12 protein-coding genes are annotated in these 14,697 nt (G+C 59.8%); 5 read left to right on the plus strand and 7 right to left on the minus strand.

The window, feature by feature from the left end; genetic code table 11:
- Nucleotides 1-125: 125 nt before the first annotated feature.
- The 3 genes from BVL55_RS04920 (at nt 126) to BVL55_RS04930 (ending at nt 3,036) form a co-directional block, all read left to right on the plus strand.
- On the plus strand, nt 126-461 hold the full coding sequence (locus tag BVL55_RS04920) for an ArsR/SmtB family transcription factor (protein ID WP_156892418.1): 336 nt from the start codon (nt 126-128) through the stop codon (nt 459-461).
- Nucleotides 458-2,407, plus strand: a complete 1,950-nt coding sequence (locus tag BVL55_RS04925) for an ATP-binding cassette domain-containing protein (protein ID WP_083649366.1) — start codon at nt 458-460, stop codon at nt 2,405-2,407. Before BVL55_RS04920 ends, BVL55_RS04925 begins: the two co-directional genes overlap by 4 nt.
- Before the next feature lie 92 nt (nt 2,408-2,499).
- Nucleotides 2,500-3,036, plus strand: coding sequence for a hypothetical protein (locus tag BVL55_RS04930; protein ID WP_075995981.1), 537 nt, complete (start codon nt 2,500-2,502; stop codon nt 3,034-3,036).
- 49 nt (nt 3,037-3,085) lie between these two features.
- Here BVL55_RS04930 and BVL55_RS04935 read toward each other — a convergent pair whose 3' ends face one another.
- Entirely contained in the window at nt 3,086-3,562 is a 477-nt protein-coding gene (locus tag BVL55_RS04935) for a hemerythrin domain-containing protein (RefSeq protein ID WP_075997907.1), read from the minus strand.
- A 174-nt stretch (nt 3,563-3,736) separates the two neighbouring features.
- Here BVL55_RS04935 and BVL55_RS04940 point away from each other — a divergent pair, with 174 nt between their 5' ends.
- Complete coding sequence (locus tag BVL55_RS04940; RefSeq protein WP_075995982.1) at nt 3,737-4,435, plus strand: phosphatidylserine decarboxylase; 699 nt, start codon at nt 3,737-3,739, stop codon at nt 4,433-4,435.
- Between the two features lie 3 nt (nt 4,436-4,438).
- Entirely contained in the window at nt 4,439-5,377 is a 939-nt protein-coding gene (pssA, locus tag BVL55_RS04945) for a CDP-diacylglycerol--serine O-phosphatidyltransferase (RefSeq protein ID WP_075995983.1), read from the plus strand.
- A 19-nt stretch (nt 5,378-5,396) separates the two neighbouring features.
- Here the strand turns inward: pssA and BVL55_RS04950 are convergent, their stop codons facing one another.
- The 6 genes from BVL55_RS04950 to purF form a co-directional block, all read right to left on the minus strand.
- On the minus strand, nt 5,397-8,735 hold the full coding sequence (locus BVL55_RS04950; protein ID WP_075995984.1) for an efflux RND transporter permease subunit: 3,339 nt from the start codon (nt 8,733-8,735) through the stop codon (nt 5,397-5,399).
- A complete protein-coding gene (locus tag BVL55_RS04955) occupies nt 8,732-9,880 on the minus strand; it encodes an efflux RND transporter periplasmic adaptor subunit (RefSeq protein WP_075995985.1) in 1,149 nt (382 codons plus the stop codon). Before BVL55_RS04955 ends, BVL55_RS04950 begins: the two co-directional genes overlap by 4 nt.
- A gap of 53 nt (nt 9,881-9,933) precedes the next feature.
- A complete protein-coding gene (locus tag BVL55_RS04960) occupies nt 9,934-10,482 on the minus strand; it encodes a PadR family transcriptional regulator (protein WP_075995986.1) in 549 nt (182 codons plus the stop codon).
- A gap of 312 nt (nt 10,483-10,794) precedes the next feature.
- Nucleotides 10,795-12,342, minus strand: a complete 1,548-nt coding sequence (locus BVL55_RS04965; RefSeq protein WP_075995987.1) for an AMP-binding protein — start codon at nt 12,340-12,342, stop codon at nt 10,795-10,797.
- 94 nt (nt 12,343-12,436) lie between these two features.
- Nucleotides 12,437-13,159, minus strand: a complete 723-nt coding sequence (locus BVL55_RS04970; protein WP_156892419.1) for an SDR family NAD(P)-dependent oxidoreductase — start codon at nt 13,157-13,159, stop codon at nt 12,437-12,439.
- A gap of 3 nt (nt 13,160-13,162) precedes the next feature.
- Nucleotides 13,163-14,635, minus strand: coding sequence for an amidophosphoribosyltransferase (gene purF, locus BVL55_RS04975; RefSeq protein WP_075995989.1), 1,473 nt, complete (start codon nt 14,633-14,635; stop codon nt 13,163-13,165).
- Nucleotides 14,636-14,697 lie beyond the last annotated feature (62 nt).

Genomic DNA, 14,697 nt, shown 5'->3' on the forward strand with positions numbered 1-14,697 from the left:
GCGCTGCTGGCAGATATCGTTTGACTATATCGGTAAAAACCGATTAAAAGAGGTCAATCGCAACAACATTCGATGATGGCATGGCGCGCCCCAAAAATTGCCGGCGGGCAGACCCGCAACATGTGATGGCGGAGGGATTCAAGGCTCTTTCCCATCCCTCACGGATCGAGATCATCCGCAAGCTTTCCACCCAGGACTATTGCTGCGCCGGGGATTTCTGCTGCTGCATGCCGATCGCCCAATCGACCGTTTCCCAGCATCTGGAAATGCTGAAGACGGCGGGAATTATCGAATGGAAGGCACAGGGAACCAAGTCCATCTATACCCTTAACCGAAGCCGCCTGAATGAACTGGTCACCGCCCTGCAGCACCTTGCTGCAGATGAGCAGCCGGAAATTTCGGACCTCAACACCGTGGCCTCATCGGTGACGCCCGAAGGAACCGGGAAAGCCGGTTCATGAACGCTCCAGTACGTAACAAGCCCGCAAGCGGCGCCGAACCGGCCCGCCAGCAGCCGGTCGTCAGCGCCCAGAGTGGCGAGACCTTTTCGACCATCCGGAATTTGTGGCCCTATATGTGGCCGGCAGACCGGCCTGACCTGAAGCTGCGGGTTGCCGGTGCCATGGTGGTGCTCGTCATCGCCAAGATCATCACCGTGCTGGTGCCGTATTTCTACAAATGGGCGACCGATGCCCTGAATGCCGCTCCGCTGCCGGGCTGGCTGCCTGACTTTCTCATTGTGCCGGTCATGCTGGTCGTTGCCTACAATGCCGGGCGTGTTCTGATGGTCGGTTTCAACAATCTGCGCGATGCAGCCTTTGCCAGCGTCGGCCAGCACGCGGTTCGCCGCCTGGCGACGCTGGTATTCCGCCACATGCACGCATTGAGCCTGCGCTACCATCTGGCCCGCCGCACTGGCGGCCTGTCGCGGGTCATCGAACGCGGCACCAAGGGCATCGAATCGATTGTCCGCTTCACCATCCTCAATGGCGGGCCGACGATCATCGAGTTTGCCTTCATGGCAGCCGTGGTCTGGTATGAATTCGGACTGACCTACGTCTTGATCATTTCCGCCATGGTGTGGGCCTATGTGTGGTTCTCGATCCGCGCCAGCGACTGGCGAATCGCCATCCGCAGAGACATGAACGACAACGATACCGATGCCAATTCCAAGGCCGTCGACTCGCTGCTGAATTTCGAAACCGTCAAATATTTCGGCAATGAGGAGATGGAGGCGCGCCGCTTTGATTCTTCCATGGCGCGTTACGAGAAGGCGGCCACAAGGGTATGGACATCGCTTGCCTGGCTCAATTTCGGCCAGGCGGTAATCCTGGGGCTGGGCATGGGCACCTGCATGGTGCTTTCGGCCCTGGCCGTGCAGCGCGGCGAGCAGACGCTGGGCGACTTCGTGCTGATCAATGCCCTCCTGATGCAGCTTTCCATCCCGCTCAACTTCATCGGTTTTCTTTACCGCGAAATCCGCCAGGGCTTTGCCGATCTGGAGGCAATGTTCGAATTGCTGGGCGAGGAGCGCGAAATCGCAGATAAGGCCGATGCCGTGCCGCTGGAGGTGAAAAAGGGAAGCATCCGGTTCGATGCGGTGGATTTTCACTACGATGCCGAGCGGTCGATATTGAAGAACGTTGACTTCGAAGTGCCTGCGGGAAAAACCGTGGCGATTGTGGGGCCATCGGGCGCCGGCAAGTCAACGATTTCCCGCCTGTTGTTCCGCTTCTACGATGTAACTGGCGGCGCGATCACCATTGACGGTCAGGACTTGCGCGACGTTACCCAATCAACCCTGCGCCAGGCCATCGGCATGGTGCCGCAGGATACCGTGCTGTTCAACGACACCATTGCCTACAACATCCGCTATGGCCGCATTGATGCCAGCGAGGCCGAAGTGCAGGAGGCCGCCGACATGGCCCAGATCGGCGATTTCATCCGCAGCCTGCCGGAAGGGTTTGCAACCCAGGTGGGTGAGCGCGGGCTGAAGCTGTCCGGCGGTGAAAAGCAGCGCGTTGCGATTGCCCGCACACTTTTGAAGGCACCGCCCATCCTTATCCTTGATGAGGCTACTTCTGCGCTGGACACCCAGACCGAGCGGGAAATCCAGTCCGCCCTCGACATGGTGTCGCAAAACCGCACGACGCTGGTCATCGCCCACCGGCTTTCCACCGTCGTGTCCGCCGACGAGATCATCGTTCTGCGGGCCGGTGAAATCGCCGAACGCGGAACCCACAAGGCACTGCTGCGCAAAAAGGGCCTGTATGCGGAAATGTGGAACCGCCAGCGCGAGGCCACCGAAGCCGAAGAGCGGCTGCGCAAGGCACGCGAACAGGACCGCGAAGGCGTTATCGAGCGGGGCAGGGCGGCAGGAGAACAGGTGGCCCCGGCCAAATCCTGACCTTTGATCCTGATCAAGGCGACCGCGCCGTTTCCTCCTATTGTTTTCATGCGGGAAGCGGGGCTGGGGAAGACAGGGAAAAGAGGAGAGCCATGATGGCCGATTGCAGCATTTTGTGCGCCATCAAGGCTGGGAGGCTCTTCTTGGCCCTGTCGCTTCTCGCAGCAGCGGCTGGCTTTGCCCATGCGCAAGCCGCCCAGCAGACCCGCATTGCACAACCGGCCGCCGCAGAAAATCGGCGGGCGGTCGTCCAAATATCCTCGCACTACTATACGCCCCGCCGGGGCACGGAAGAGCGCCGGGCCATCATGGATGCAGCCCGCGTTCCGGTTTCTGCTGCAATCGGAAAAACCGTAATCTTCACGGTATCGGTTCTGCGCAGCGATGGAGACTGGGCCTATCTGCAGGCCGAGCCCCGAAATCCCGATGGCAGCGCCCTCGACTGGAGCGCGACCCGATTTGCCGACGACTGGGCCATGGATGCGATGAGCGATGTCATCATGGTGCTGTTGCGCCGTTCAGGCGGCGGGTATCAGGTGGTCGATTATGTGGTCGGCCCCACCGATGTGCACTGGTATGGCTGGCTCGGCCAGTACGGCCTGCCCGAAGCGCTGTTTCACGGCGGATAGAACGGCGTTTGAGAACCGCACCGCCCCCGGCCGCAGTTCATGACCCGGGTCAGTCCTCCAGACTTGCGGCTGCCTTTTCATCGACCAGCAATCGCTCTTTGTCTTTGCGGGTTAAAAACTCGCTGGCGATCCTGCCGTCCGTGTCATCGGTCAGCACGTCGCGCGCTTTTGAAAAGATGTCGTTTTCCTCTTCTTCCATGTGATGCTCGTATTCATGCTTGAGCGTTTTAAAGCGCGTCAGCCAGCCCGGGCTCGACATGTCCATTTCGTTGAGCTCTTCCATGATATCGTCGATCTGCTGATGTTCGTGCACGCTGTGGCGGGCATCATCCTGGCCATGGGCCTTTTCCATCAGCTTTGAATAGAACGCCTCTTCCTCGGCGGCGGCATGGGATTTCACATCGTAATAAAATTCATCCCAGGCCTCACTTCTTTTGGCGCTGTCGCCCTGGGTGTCGGCGAGGGTTTCCAGCAGGGTGCGATGATGGTCATGGTCCTTGCGGATTGCTTCGTAGATCGTTGGCATGGTGAATTCCTTTCCCGGGATTGAAAAGCTGGAAGGTGAGGATATGCGCTTGCGCGTCCTCCGCTCTGCCAACACCAAACGTCCGGAAAGGGGGTGGGGTTCCGCTTTTTCTTGCGCCGCCATCCCCTTGGCGGCTATGACAGCGTGTCTGTTCTCAATGATGGCGGTTTTTGAATGTCGGTTTCCGGTTCGATTAAAAATGCCCTGGTTCCCATCCATCCCGAGGGATACAAGTTCATCGCCATCTTTTTTGTGGCGTCGCTGTTGCTCGGCTGGCTGTGGGATCCGCTGTTCTGGATCGGCATGCTGCTGACGGCCTGGTGCGCCTGGTTCTTCCGTGATCCGCCCCGTGTAACACCGGTCAATGACGACTTCATCATCAGCCCTGCCGATGGCCGCATTTCCCATGTGGCAACGGTCGTCCCCCCCGCCGAACTGGAACTTGGCAACGCGCCGATGCTGCGCATCTCGGTCTTCATGAATGTCTTCAACTGCCACATCAATCGCGCGCCGGTGCGCGGGAAAATCTCCCGTATCGTCTACCGCAAGGGAGAGTTCCTCAACGCTGAGCTCGACAAGGCATCTGAAGACAATGAGCGCAATTCGCTGGTGATCGCATCGGCCAATGGCGATGTCGGCGTGGTGCAAATTGCCGGCCTGGTCGCCCGCCGCATCCTGTGCTGGGCAAATGCCGGCGAGGAAATCGGCACCGGCGAACGTTTCGGCCTGATCCGTTTCGGTTCGAGGCTGGATGTGTATTGCCCCAGGGGTTCAACGGCTGCGGTCGCCCTTGGCCAGACGGCGATTGGCGGGGAGACCATTCTTGCCCGTTTCGATGAAGACTCGGTCACCCCGCTCGTGCGAAAGAGCTGAGCTGTGGCCGCCCCCTTTCCTCCGTTCGACCCGGACGATGGTGTTACAAAAGGCCGCAAACCGGCAAATGCCACCAGGCTGCGCGACATTCCGCTCAGAACGCTGTTTCCCAATATCCTGACCTTGCTGGCCATCTGTTCAGGACTGACGGCCATCCGTTTTGCCATTGAAGGCCGCATTCAACTGGCGCTCGGGGCCATTATTCTGGCTGCCATTCTTGACGGCATCGATGGCCGGGTGGCGCGCTTTCTGAAATCCACCACGCGTTTTGGTGCGCAGATGGACAGCCTTGCCGATTTCGTCAATTTTGGCGTTGCGCCTGCCATGGTGCTGTATTTCACCCTGCTCGACGAACTGCGTCCCTTCGGTTGGATTGCGGCGCTGGTCTACGCCATGTGTGCCTGCCTGCGACTTGCCCGTTTCAATGTGCAGCTCGACACCCCGAACCGGCCCGATTTCCATCAGGACTTCTTTGTCGGGGTTCCGGCGCCCGCCGGTGCCATGGTGGTATTGTTGCCCATCTACCTGCTGCTGCTGGGGCTGCGCGAATCCCTGTTTCTCGACATTCTGGTGAGCGGCTATGTCATGGCCGTCGGCCTGCTGATGGTTTCAAGCCTGCCGACCTATTCCGGCAAGACGCTGGGCAAGCGGATCCCGCGTTCCATCGCCATGCCGATGATCCTTGCCGCTGTGGTATTCGTTGCCCTGCTGCTCAGCTATCCGTGGCTGGTTCTGGCGCTATGCGCTGCCGCCTATCTCGCGGCGCTGCCTTTTTTCCGCAACTATTACTACAAGCTGGAAGCGGCCCATCGCCGCGACCAGGACGTCGCACGGCGAAAGCGCAGCGAAAGCCGCGCCAAGGCATCGGCCAGCGCTGCATCCAAAAAGAAAGGCGCTTCAGCGTCTGCAGCTTCAAAGCCCGGCAGAAAGACCACCAGGTAAACCGGCTTTCGGCGGGGCTCTATTCGGCAGCGTCCTTGAAGGCCGCCATGCCGTCTCCGTCTTTCTTGCCGGATTTGCGGCGCGGCTTGGCGACCGGTTCGTCATTGGCCGCTTCCATCGGCACACCATCTGCGGCAGCGGCCACGCGCCGGCGGCTGAATTTCCCGGCAATGTTTGTTGGCAGCGACAGCATGACCGGGATCAGCACCAGCGTCAGCAAGGTCGAGAAGGCCAGCCCGGAAATAACCGCAGTCGACAACTGCACCCACCAGATCGAGGTAATCGAACCGTAGGAAATGACCTGGTTGATGTAGTCGAAGTTGATCGTCAGTGCCATCGGGATCAGGCCCAGGATTGTCGTGAACGTCGTCAGGAAAATCGGGCGGAAGCGCTGCGCCGACGTCTTCAGCACCGCCTGATGGACATCGACCCCTTCCGAGCGCAGCCGGTTGTAGGTATCGATCAGCACAATGGCGTTGTTGACGACAATCCCCGCCAGCGCCACCACGCCTGTACCGGTCATGATGATCGAGAATTTCTGCCCGGTAACCATCATGCCGATCAGCACCCCGACAATCGCCAGGATTACCGTCGTGAGCGTCAGGAAGGTCTGGTAGAAGGAGTTGAACTGCGTGACGAGGATGATGAACATCAGGAACAGCGCACCTGCGGCCGCCTTGCCCAGAAACTCGCCGGCTTCCTTCTGGTCTTCGTCCGCACCGCGGAAGCGGAAGCGCAGGTCGGCAGGCCATTCCTGACCGTCGAGCCAGGCCTGGATTTGCTTGACCTTGTCGTCGGGAAGCATGTCGCGGCCCTCGAACTGCACTCCCTTCACCATGTTTGCCTTCACGTCCATGGCATAAAAGCCGTCGCGGCGGGTGATGGAGGAAACCTTCTGCTGGGGGTTCATCTCGATGAAATTGGAAATCGGCACCTGTCCGTTCGGGGTGCGCAGCTTGAGTTCCGAGAGCTTGTCGAGCGAGCGCTCGGCTTCCGGCAGACGAACAATGATGTCGACTTCGTCTTCAGAATCATCGGGGCGATACTTGCCGATTTCAACGCCATTGGTGACAAGCTGCACCATGGAGCCCACGGCGGCGATGCCGGCGTTGTAGCGGCCTGCTTCCTCACGATCGAGATCGATTTCCCATTCGATGCCGGGCAGCGGACGGCTGTCCTCAACATCCTGCAATTCCGGCTGGCTGTCGAAAAATCCACGAACACGGCCAACCTGCTCGGCCAGCAGGTCGTAGTTGCTGGAGGTCAATTGCAGGCGAACATCCTTGCCGGTGGGCGGTCCGCCCTCCAGCTTGCGGATTTCCACCTTGATGCCGCCAATATCAGCCGTGCGCTGGCGGATTTCCGCAAAGATCTCCGTCGCCTTGCGGCGTTCCGAATAATCGGCCAATTCCACCTGCATGACGATCAGAACGTCCGCGGGCATGTCCTGAGGCGCGGCAAGATCGATCCCGCCGCCACCGCCGCCGCCGCCGGGAGCGCTGGCCGTCATCACCACATTGTCGATGCCGGCAACCTTCAGCACTTCGCGTTCGACCTCGATGCCGATGTCGCGAATGTCCTGGCCTGACAGGTTGCCGCGTGCCTGAACGAAGACCGTGGCAATGTCGGGTTCTTCCTCCACGAAAAACTCAACCCCGTTGGAGTTGGCGCCGAAGGTGATGAACGTCGTCACGGTAAGGGTAATCACGATGGCAACGACCACCAGATTCCCCCAAAGGCTGCCCGTCAGGTCGTCCAGCGTGCGAACGTATACCCCCATCACGCCCCGAAGTTTATCAGGTTCGAGTTTCGCCTGGGAAGACAGCATCTTGCCTGCCGCGGTCGGGCCCTCCCGCCGTTTGCGGCCAAGCAGGCGGTTTACCCCTTCGCCGAAATGGGCAAAAACGCGGCCTGTCGTCGGCACGAATACCAGTGCCGTCAGAAGCGACGCGGTCAGAACGATGATCACCATCACCGGCAGATAGCTCATGAACTCGCCCGAAACCCCCGGCCAAAGCAGCAGTGGCAGGAAGGCGGCTAGCGTGGTCGCTGTGGAAGAAACGATCGGCCAGAACATCAGCTTGGCCGCCCGGTTATAGGCTTCATCCGGCGGCAGGCCTTCCGCCAGTTTCCGGTCAGCATATTCGATCATCACGATGGCACCATCGACCAGCATGCCGACCGTCAGCACGAGGCCGAACATGACCATCATGTTGACCGTCATGCCCATGAAGGCGAGGATGAGAAAGCCGACCATGAATGAGGTTGGAATGGCCAGTCCGACCAGCAGGCCGGAGCGCAGTCCCAGCGATCCGATGACGACAATCATCACCAGCGAAACAGCTGTCATGATCGACGATTGCAGCGAACCAAGCACTTCGAAGATGAAGCTCGACTGGTCGATCAGGTAATTGACCTTGACGGTTTGCGGCCAGTCCTTGGTGTATTCCCCCACTACCTCGCGCACTTTGGTGTTGTTGTCGATGATGTTGGTGCCGATGCGTTTGACGACCTCCAGAGACATCGCCGGCTGGCCGTTGACCCTGGTATAGGTGGAGGCATCCTTGAAGTTGCGGCGGATATCGGCCACCTCGCCGAGGGTTACAACGCCCTCGCCATTCTGCTTGATGGGAATGGAGTAAACGTCGCGCGCGCTTTCAACGAGGCCGGGGAGCTTGACGTTGAAACGCGCCGCCCCGTCATCGATGAAACCGGCGGGAACAAGCTGGTTGTACTGGGCCAGCGCGTTCAGCAGTTCCTGCTGGGTAATGTCGTAGGATTCCAGCTTCAGCAGGTCGAGCACGACCTCAAGCTGTTCGACGCGGGCGCCCTTCAGCTTTGCCTCGCGAACTGTCGCGATGGCCTCGATTTCATCCTGGAGCTGGCGGGCAAGATTGTAGAGTGTGCGTTCGGGAACATCACCCGAAAGGGTCACGATGATGGTCGGCTGCAGCGCGAAATTCGTTTCGAAAATCGCCGGCTCGTCCGCATCGCCGGGCAGGCTGGCCTTGGCAAGGTCCACCTTGTCGCGAATATCGGCCAGCACCTTGTCCTTGTCGGATCCGATCTGGAATTCCAGCACGATACCGGCATGGCCCTCCGATGCGATGGCGGTGATCTCTTTCAGCCCGTCCAGCCCGCGAAGTTCCGTCTCCATCGGCTTGACCAGCAGCCGTTCGGCATCTTCCGGCGATACGCCCCGCTGCCCGATCGAAACGTAGTAGACCGGAACATCGATGTCGGGATTGGCTTCCTTGGGAATTGCCAGATAGGACAATATGCCGGCGATCACCATGACGATCATCATGGTGATGACGGTTTTCGGCCTGGAGAGAATGGCTTCGAGCGCGCCGGTCATTGGGCTGTCCCGGTGGCCTGCAGCCCTTCGGCTGCCGCCAGCTTGCCGGCATAGCGTTCATCCGGCGCCGTCTCCACCTTCTCTCCGGCAACGACATATTCCTGGCCGAGCGTGATAACCCTGTCGCCCTCGCTGGGCCCCGTCACCCAAAATCCGTCCTTTTCCTGGGAAAGGATGGTGACGGGCACAAAGGCTACCGTGTTGTCTTCTTTCACGATGCGGATGCCGATGGTGCCATCATCGGCCAGCGTCACCCAGGAAGGTGAAACACGGAACGCCTTGCCCGCATCAAGCACAATCCTTGCTTCTGCGGTCATGCCGTCACGCACGCCGGAACCCGGTTCGAATTCGATCTCGACTGCAAAGGTACGCGTCTGGGCATCTGCAGATGGCGCGATGTAGCGAATGGTTCCGGTAGCCGTATCTCCGGTGATCAGCTTTACTTCCGCTTCCATGCCGGTTGCGATTCTGCCGATGTCGCGTTCTGAAACCTGACCGGTGAACAGCATGGGATCATTGTCGATCAGCGTCACGCAGGTCCCGCCCATCGACAGCATGTCGCCAGCCTCTGCGATCGGGTCCTGTACGATTCCGGCAGCATTGGCCCGCACCTCGGTGCGCTCCAGTTCCAGCTGCGCCGACGCCACCGATGCCTTGGCCGCATCCAGTGCCGCCCTCAGCGCGGTCAGCCGGTTTTGCGAGGCAAACCCCTTTTTCTTCAGCTGCGCATTGGCATTGTATTCGGTTTCAGCTTGCGCCAGTTGCGCTTTTGCCTGGGCCAGGCTGGCTTCCCTGGCACCGCGTTCGATCACGCAGACAAGGTCGCCCTTCTTCACGTTCTGGCCTTTTGAAACCAGACGTTTTTCCAGTACGCCCGCCGTCTCCGCCCGCACGGTCACCACTGCATCGGCACGGGTTCTGCCGCGCACCAGCACGCTTTGCTGGCGCTCCTGTGCCATCAGGGGAACATGGCGCACCTTGAAAATTTCAGCGCTGCGCTCAGCTTCACGCTCTGCGATCGGCACTGCGCTTTCGCCATTATCGGACTGCCCGCCGATCTTCACGTCGCCAGCCATCATCCACAGTCCGAGACCGCCGGCCAGCGCAATGGCCAGCACATGGGAACCTTTGATTTTAAAGGCCATTTTCTGCTTCCTTACCAGGGTCTCGTTGAAGACCGCTTATCAGTCCATTCCGTCTATTCTGCGGCTGCCGCGCTCGGCAGGGAACTGCCCGCAATTTCCAGCAACTGCTGTTTGTTTTTTATCAGATATTCCAGATCGCTCTTGAGAACATGCTTTCCGTAGGCTGCAACCCACCGCGTGCCGGGATGCTGGCACTCGGCCGAATGCTCGCAGATCACCGACAACTGGCCTTCCAGAAAGGCGATTCGCTGCTCAATGGCATCGGACACGCTGTGCTGTGTACCGAATTCTGCGGTCATCGCAACCAGAAGAAACTCCGATTTGAAGACGTCCTTGCCCGGGGGCTGCATGATGGCGTGGAGAAATTCGGCTTTCCCGGCCTCCGTGATCGTGTAAACCTTGCGTTCGGGCTTGCCCTGGCTTTGTTCGGCACGGCTGGTTACCAGTTGCTCGGCCTCCAGCTTCGCCAGCATCGGATAGATCGAACCATATCCGATGTCGATGAAATGGCTGTAGGGGCCGTCGCTGGCGAGTTTGCGAATCTCATACCCGCTTGCATCCTGAAAATTCAGGATTGCCAGGATCAGGGTTCTCACATTCACGATATGCTTCCTTCATGGCCGGGCAGGTGGGCGTGCACCATGCGGGCATCCCTGTTCAATTCACTGTCAGGCCGTTGTCACCATCAGGCCGCTGCGCCAGGGATTGCCTGCATTCGGCGGATGCCGTTGGGTGGCAGTTATATATCGGGCCGATATATATCAATAGACAGGAGTAAAAAAAACACTGTTTGGATTTCCGGTGCAATCCTGCTGACAGAAGGGTGTCAGGAGAATTGGCGATTTTGCACCCGCAGAGCGCAGGCCATCGCCCATGATCGCACCCGGCATCGCACCCGGCTTGGCGGCATGCGCTTATTTCTGGTGCCGGTTTACCAGTTTCTGGGTGGTCACATAGTCCGTCTTGCCGCTGCCCAGCACCGGGATTTCGGCCACTTTCACAATCACGTTTGGCACCATCAGCTCCGGATAGCCGAGCTGTTTCACCGTCTTGATCAGCGGCTCCTTGGCCGCTTCCGGCCAGGTCGTCACCAGCACGATTTTCTCGCCGCGCCGCTTGTCGGGGAGCGATACCGCAGCATGGTTTGCCTCCGGCCACAGTTTTCCCGCCACCATCTCGATGGCGCCGAGCGGCACCATCTCTCCGGCGACCTTGGCAAAGCGCTTGGCCCGGCCGCGGATCGTCACATAGCCCTCTGTGTCGATGTCGACAATATCGCCGGAATCGTGCCAGCCATCGGCGGGCGGCTGCAATTCGCCCGGCCTGTCATGGGTCATGTAGCCGAGCATCACATTGGGGCCGCGAACCCACAGCCTGCCGCCTGCATCGATCCCCTCGACCGGTTCAAGCCGCGCCTCGATGCCCGGCAGCAATTTGCCAACAGAGCCGGGCCGGTTTTCTTCCGGCGTGTTGACGGCAACCACGGGAGCCGCCTCGGTCATGCCGAAGCCTTCCAGTACCAGCGTGTCAAACCGTTCGGCCCAGGTCTTGCGTGTGTCGTCCCTGACCGCTTCAGCACCCGCAACCACCAGCCGCAACGAGGCAAAGTCATCGTCCTTTGCTGCCCGCGCGTAACCGGTCAAAAACGTGTCGGTACCGAACAGGATGGTCGGCTTCGATTTCGCCACGGCCTGGGGAATGATCTTCATGTGCAGCGGCGAGGGATAGAGAAAGAGTCTGACACCATACATCAGCGGCAGGATCATGCCGCCGGTGATGCCGAAGGAATGAAACACCGGCAATACGTTGAACAATTTGTCCGCCGGGCCGAAATCTATGCGTTCTGCAATCTGTGCGCAGTTCGACAGGACGTTGTCGTGGGAAAGCACCACAGCCTTGGGATGGCCTTCCGAACCGGAGGTGAACAGCACCAGGGCAGGGTCTGCAGGATCAGGGTTGGCGACAGCGCGCCGGGCGAACAGGGCGGCAGCCGCTTTCTCAACCAGGCTGACGCTGTCGATCAGGTCTTCCAGCCAGAAGAACTCAAGCCCTGCCTCTTCCAGTGCGCCTTGAAGCGACTGCAGTTCTGCTTTCTCGATGAAGGTGCGCGAGGCGATCACCAGCCGAGCCTTGACCGTCCGGCAGGCGGAAACCACGATGGACGGCCCGGCTGTGTAGTTGAGCATTGCCGGCACGCGGCCAGCCGATTGCAGGGCGAAGAAAGTGCTTACAACGGCATTTGCGTTGGGCAGCAATACTGCAACGATTTCACCGGCTTGTGTGACCTTCTCGAATCGCTTTGCGAGCAGCCTTGCCCCCAGCAAAACGCGGCCATAGGAGAACTTCTGCCCGATGGCGTCTTCAAGTTGCGGCTCGCTTGATTTGTAACGCCGGCTTGCGCCCACCAGCGCGTCAAACAGGGTTTGTCCCGCAAAGCAGGACGTGAAATCCTTCTCTCCCAAGCACGCCTCCTTCGCGCTTTATTCCTCCGAAAAGAAGTGTGGCAGGGAACGGGCTGGAAGGAAAGGGGCCATAGCCAACCTGAAAGAAGGGCGCTTATACCCAGCTCTGGTTCTTGTGATCGAAAAGCCCGCCATTGACGGTGTTTTCCGCCAGGACCAGGGCAACGAATGTTTCCGCCACTTCGCGGGCATGGGGCAGGGTTTCGGGGTTCTCGCCAGGCATTGCCTGTGCCCGCATCGCCGTTGCGGTTGCACCCGGATTGACCAGGTTCACTTTCAGATTGCTGTTGGCGCTTTCAGCCGCCCAAGTCTTGCCGAGCGCCTCAAGGCCTGCCTTGGAAACCGAATAGGCGCCCCAGAACGATTTGCAGGATTGGGCCGCGCCGGAGGAAACCAGCAGGGCGCGCCCGGCATCTGATGCCTTCAGCAGCGGATCGAGCGAGCGTATCAGCCGCCAGTTGGCGGTCAGATTGGCGGCAAGCACCCTTTCGAAGGTTTTCGGCTCGAAGTGGCCCAGCGGCGACAGGCCGCCCAGAATGCCGGCATTGGCGATGAAGATGTCGAGCCTGCCCCAGCGTTCATCGATGCTGGCGCCGAGCCGGTCGAGCGCGTCGTAGTCGGTGATATCAAGGGGAACCAGCGTTGCCGTTCCACCGGCTTCGCCAATGGCATCGTCAAGTTCCTCAAGTCCGCCCACCGTGCGCGCAAGGGCGATGACATGGGCTCCTTCGCGCGCCAGCGCCAAAGCGGTAAAATAGCCGATGCCCCGCGATGCGCCGGTCACCAGCGCAATTTTGTCCTGCAGTCTTTTCATGATGTGTCAGCGTCCCTGGCGTTCGGCCAGAAGGGAAATGTTCGAGGTCTTACCGTCGCTGAGATTGTGGTCGGTCAGGTCGGTGGGATATTCCCGGGAGAAGCAGGCATCGCAGAACTGCGGTGCGTCGGCGTTGCGCTTTGCCTCTCCGGCAGCACGGTAAAGCCCGTCCAGGGAAATGAAGGCGAGCGAATCGACGCGAATGAACTCCGCCATCTCCTCGATGCTCATGCGTGAGGCCAGCAATTTCTGCCGCTCCGGTGTGTCGACGCCATAATAGCAGGGGGAGGCGGTCGGTGGACTGGCAATGCGCATGTGCACTTCGGCAGCGCCTGCCTCGCGCACCATCTGGACGATCTTCTTGGAGGTCGTTCCGCGCACGATGGAATCATCCACCAGCACGACGCGCTTGCCCTCGATCATGCGCTGGTTGGCATTGTGCTTCAGCTTGACGCCCATGTGACGGATCGAATCGGTGGGCTGGATGAAGGTGCGCCCCACATAGTGATTTCGGATGATGCCCAGTTCGAACGGAAGGTTAGCCCCTTGCGCGAAACCGATCGCGGCAGGAACGCCGGAATCGGGAACCGGAACGACGAAATCGGCTTCCGCCGGCGCTTCCTTTGCCAGTTCAACGCCGATCTGTTTGCGGACGTGATAGACGTTGCGGCCCGCCATCATGGAATCGGGCCGGGCAAAGTAAACATATTCGAAGATGCAGAACCGGCTGCCCGTCTTTTCGAAAGGGTAGGCCGAGCGGATGCCCGAATCGGTAATGATGATGAGTTCGCCCGGCTCGATGTCGCGCACATAGCGTGCGCCGATGATGTCCAGGGCGCAGGTTTCCGATGCCAGAATGTAGGCGCCGTCGAGATCGCCCAGCACCAGCGGGCGCACGCCCAGCGGATCACGGCAGCCGATCAGTTTCTTGTTGGTGATGCCAACCAGCGAAAACGCGCCTTCCAGCTGGCGGATCGCATCGGTCAGCTTTTCCTCGAAGCTTGCCGCCTTGTCCATGGCGATAAGGTGCAGGATCACTTCCGTGTCCGAGGTCGAATGGAAGATCGCACCATCGCGCTGCAACTGGCGCCGCAGCGTCAGCGCATTGGTCAGATTGCCGTTGTGGGCAACCGCAAACCCGCCGCCGGCAAATTCGGCAAAAAACGGCTGAACGTTGCGCATTTCGTCGCCGCCGGTGGTCGAATAGCGGTTGTGGCCAATGGCGCGCGAGCCTTTCAGACGCTCCAGGACATCGGGCTTTGTGAAGGTGTCTCCGATCAGGCCGCGATGGCGTTCGGCAAAGAACTGCTTGCCGTCATAGCTGACGATGCCGGCAGCTTCCTGTCCACGGTGTTGCAGGGAGTGCAGGCCGAGCGTCGTCAGCGCTGCTGCGTCCTGGTGGCCGAAAATGCCGAAGACGCCGCATTCCTCGTGAAGCGTGTCGTCATCTTCCAGATGGGGGTTGGAAGCGAAAGGCATGGCGATCCTGTCTTATGTCATGACTTGGCATTGCGGGTTTCAATCGGATCCGCACACACCTG

The organism is Salaquimonas pukyongi (genome assembly GCF_001953055.1).
In the GTDB taxonomy this organism is placed as follows: Bacteria; Pseudomonadota; Alphaproteobacteria; order Rhizobiales; family Rhizobiaceae; genus Salaquimonas; species Salaquimonas pukyongi.

What these genes read in the sequence shown, in the direction of transcription:
- purF (WP_075995989.1), bottom strand. Translation starts at nt 14,635, where the DNA reads ATGCCTTTCGCTTCCAACCCCCATCTGGAAGATGACGACACGCTTCAC.
- BVL55_RS04930 (WP_075995981.1), top strand. Translation starts at nt 2,500, where the DNA reads ATGATGGCCGATTGCAGCATTTTGTGCGCCATCAAGGCTGGGAGGCTC.
- BVL55_RS04925 (WP_083649366.1), top strand. Translation starts at nt 458, where the DNA reads ATGAACGCTCCAGTACGTAACAAGCCCGCAAGCGGCGCCGAACCGGCC.
- BVL55_RS04935 (WP_075997907.1), bottom strand. Translation starts at nt 3,562, where the DNA reads ATGCCAACGATCTACGAAGCAATCCGCAAGGACCATGACCATCATCGC.
- BVL55_RS04920 (WP_156892418.1), top strand. Translation starts at nt 126, where the DNA reads ATGGCGGAGGGATTCAAGGCTCTTTCCCATCCCTCACGGATCGAGATC.
- BVL55_RS04940 (WP_075995982.1), top strand. Translation starts at nt 3,737, where the DNA reads ATGTCGGTTTCCGGTTCGATTAAAAATGCCCTGGTTCCCATCCATCCC.
- BVL55_RS04950 (WP_075995984.1), bottom strand. Translation starts at nt 8,735, where the DNA reads ATGACCGGCGCGCTCGAAGCCATTCTCTCCAGGCCGAAAACCGTCATC.
- BVL55_RS04955 (WP_075995985.1), bottom strand. Translation starts at nt 9,880, where the DNA reads ATGGCCTTTAAAATCAAAGGTTCCCATGTGCTGGCCATTGCGCTGGCC.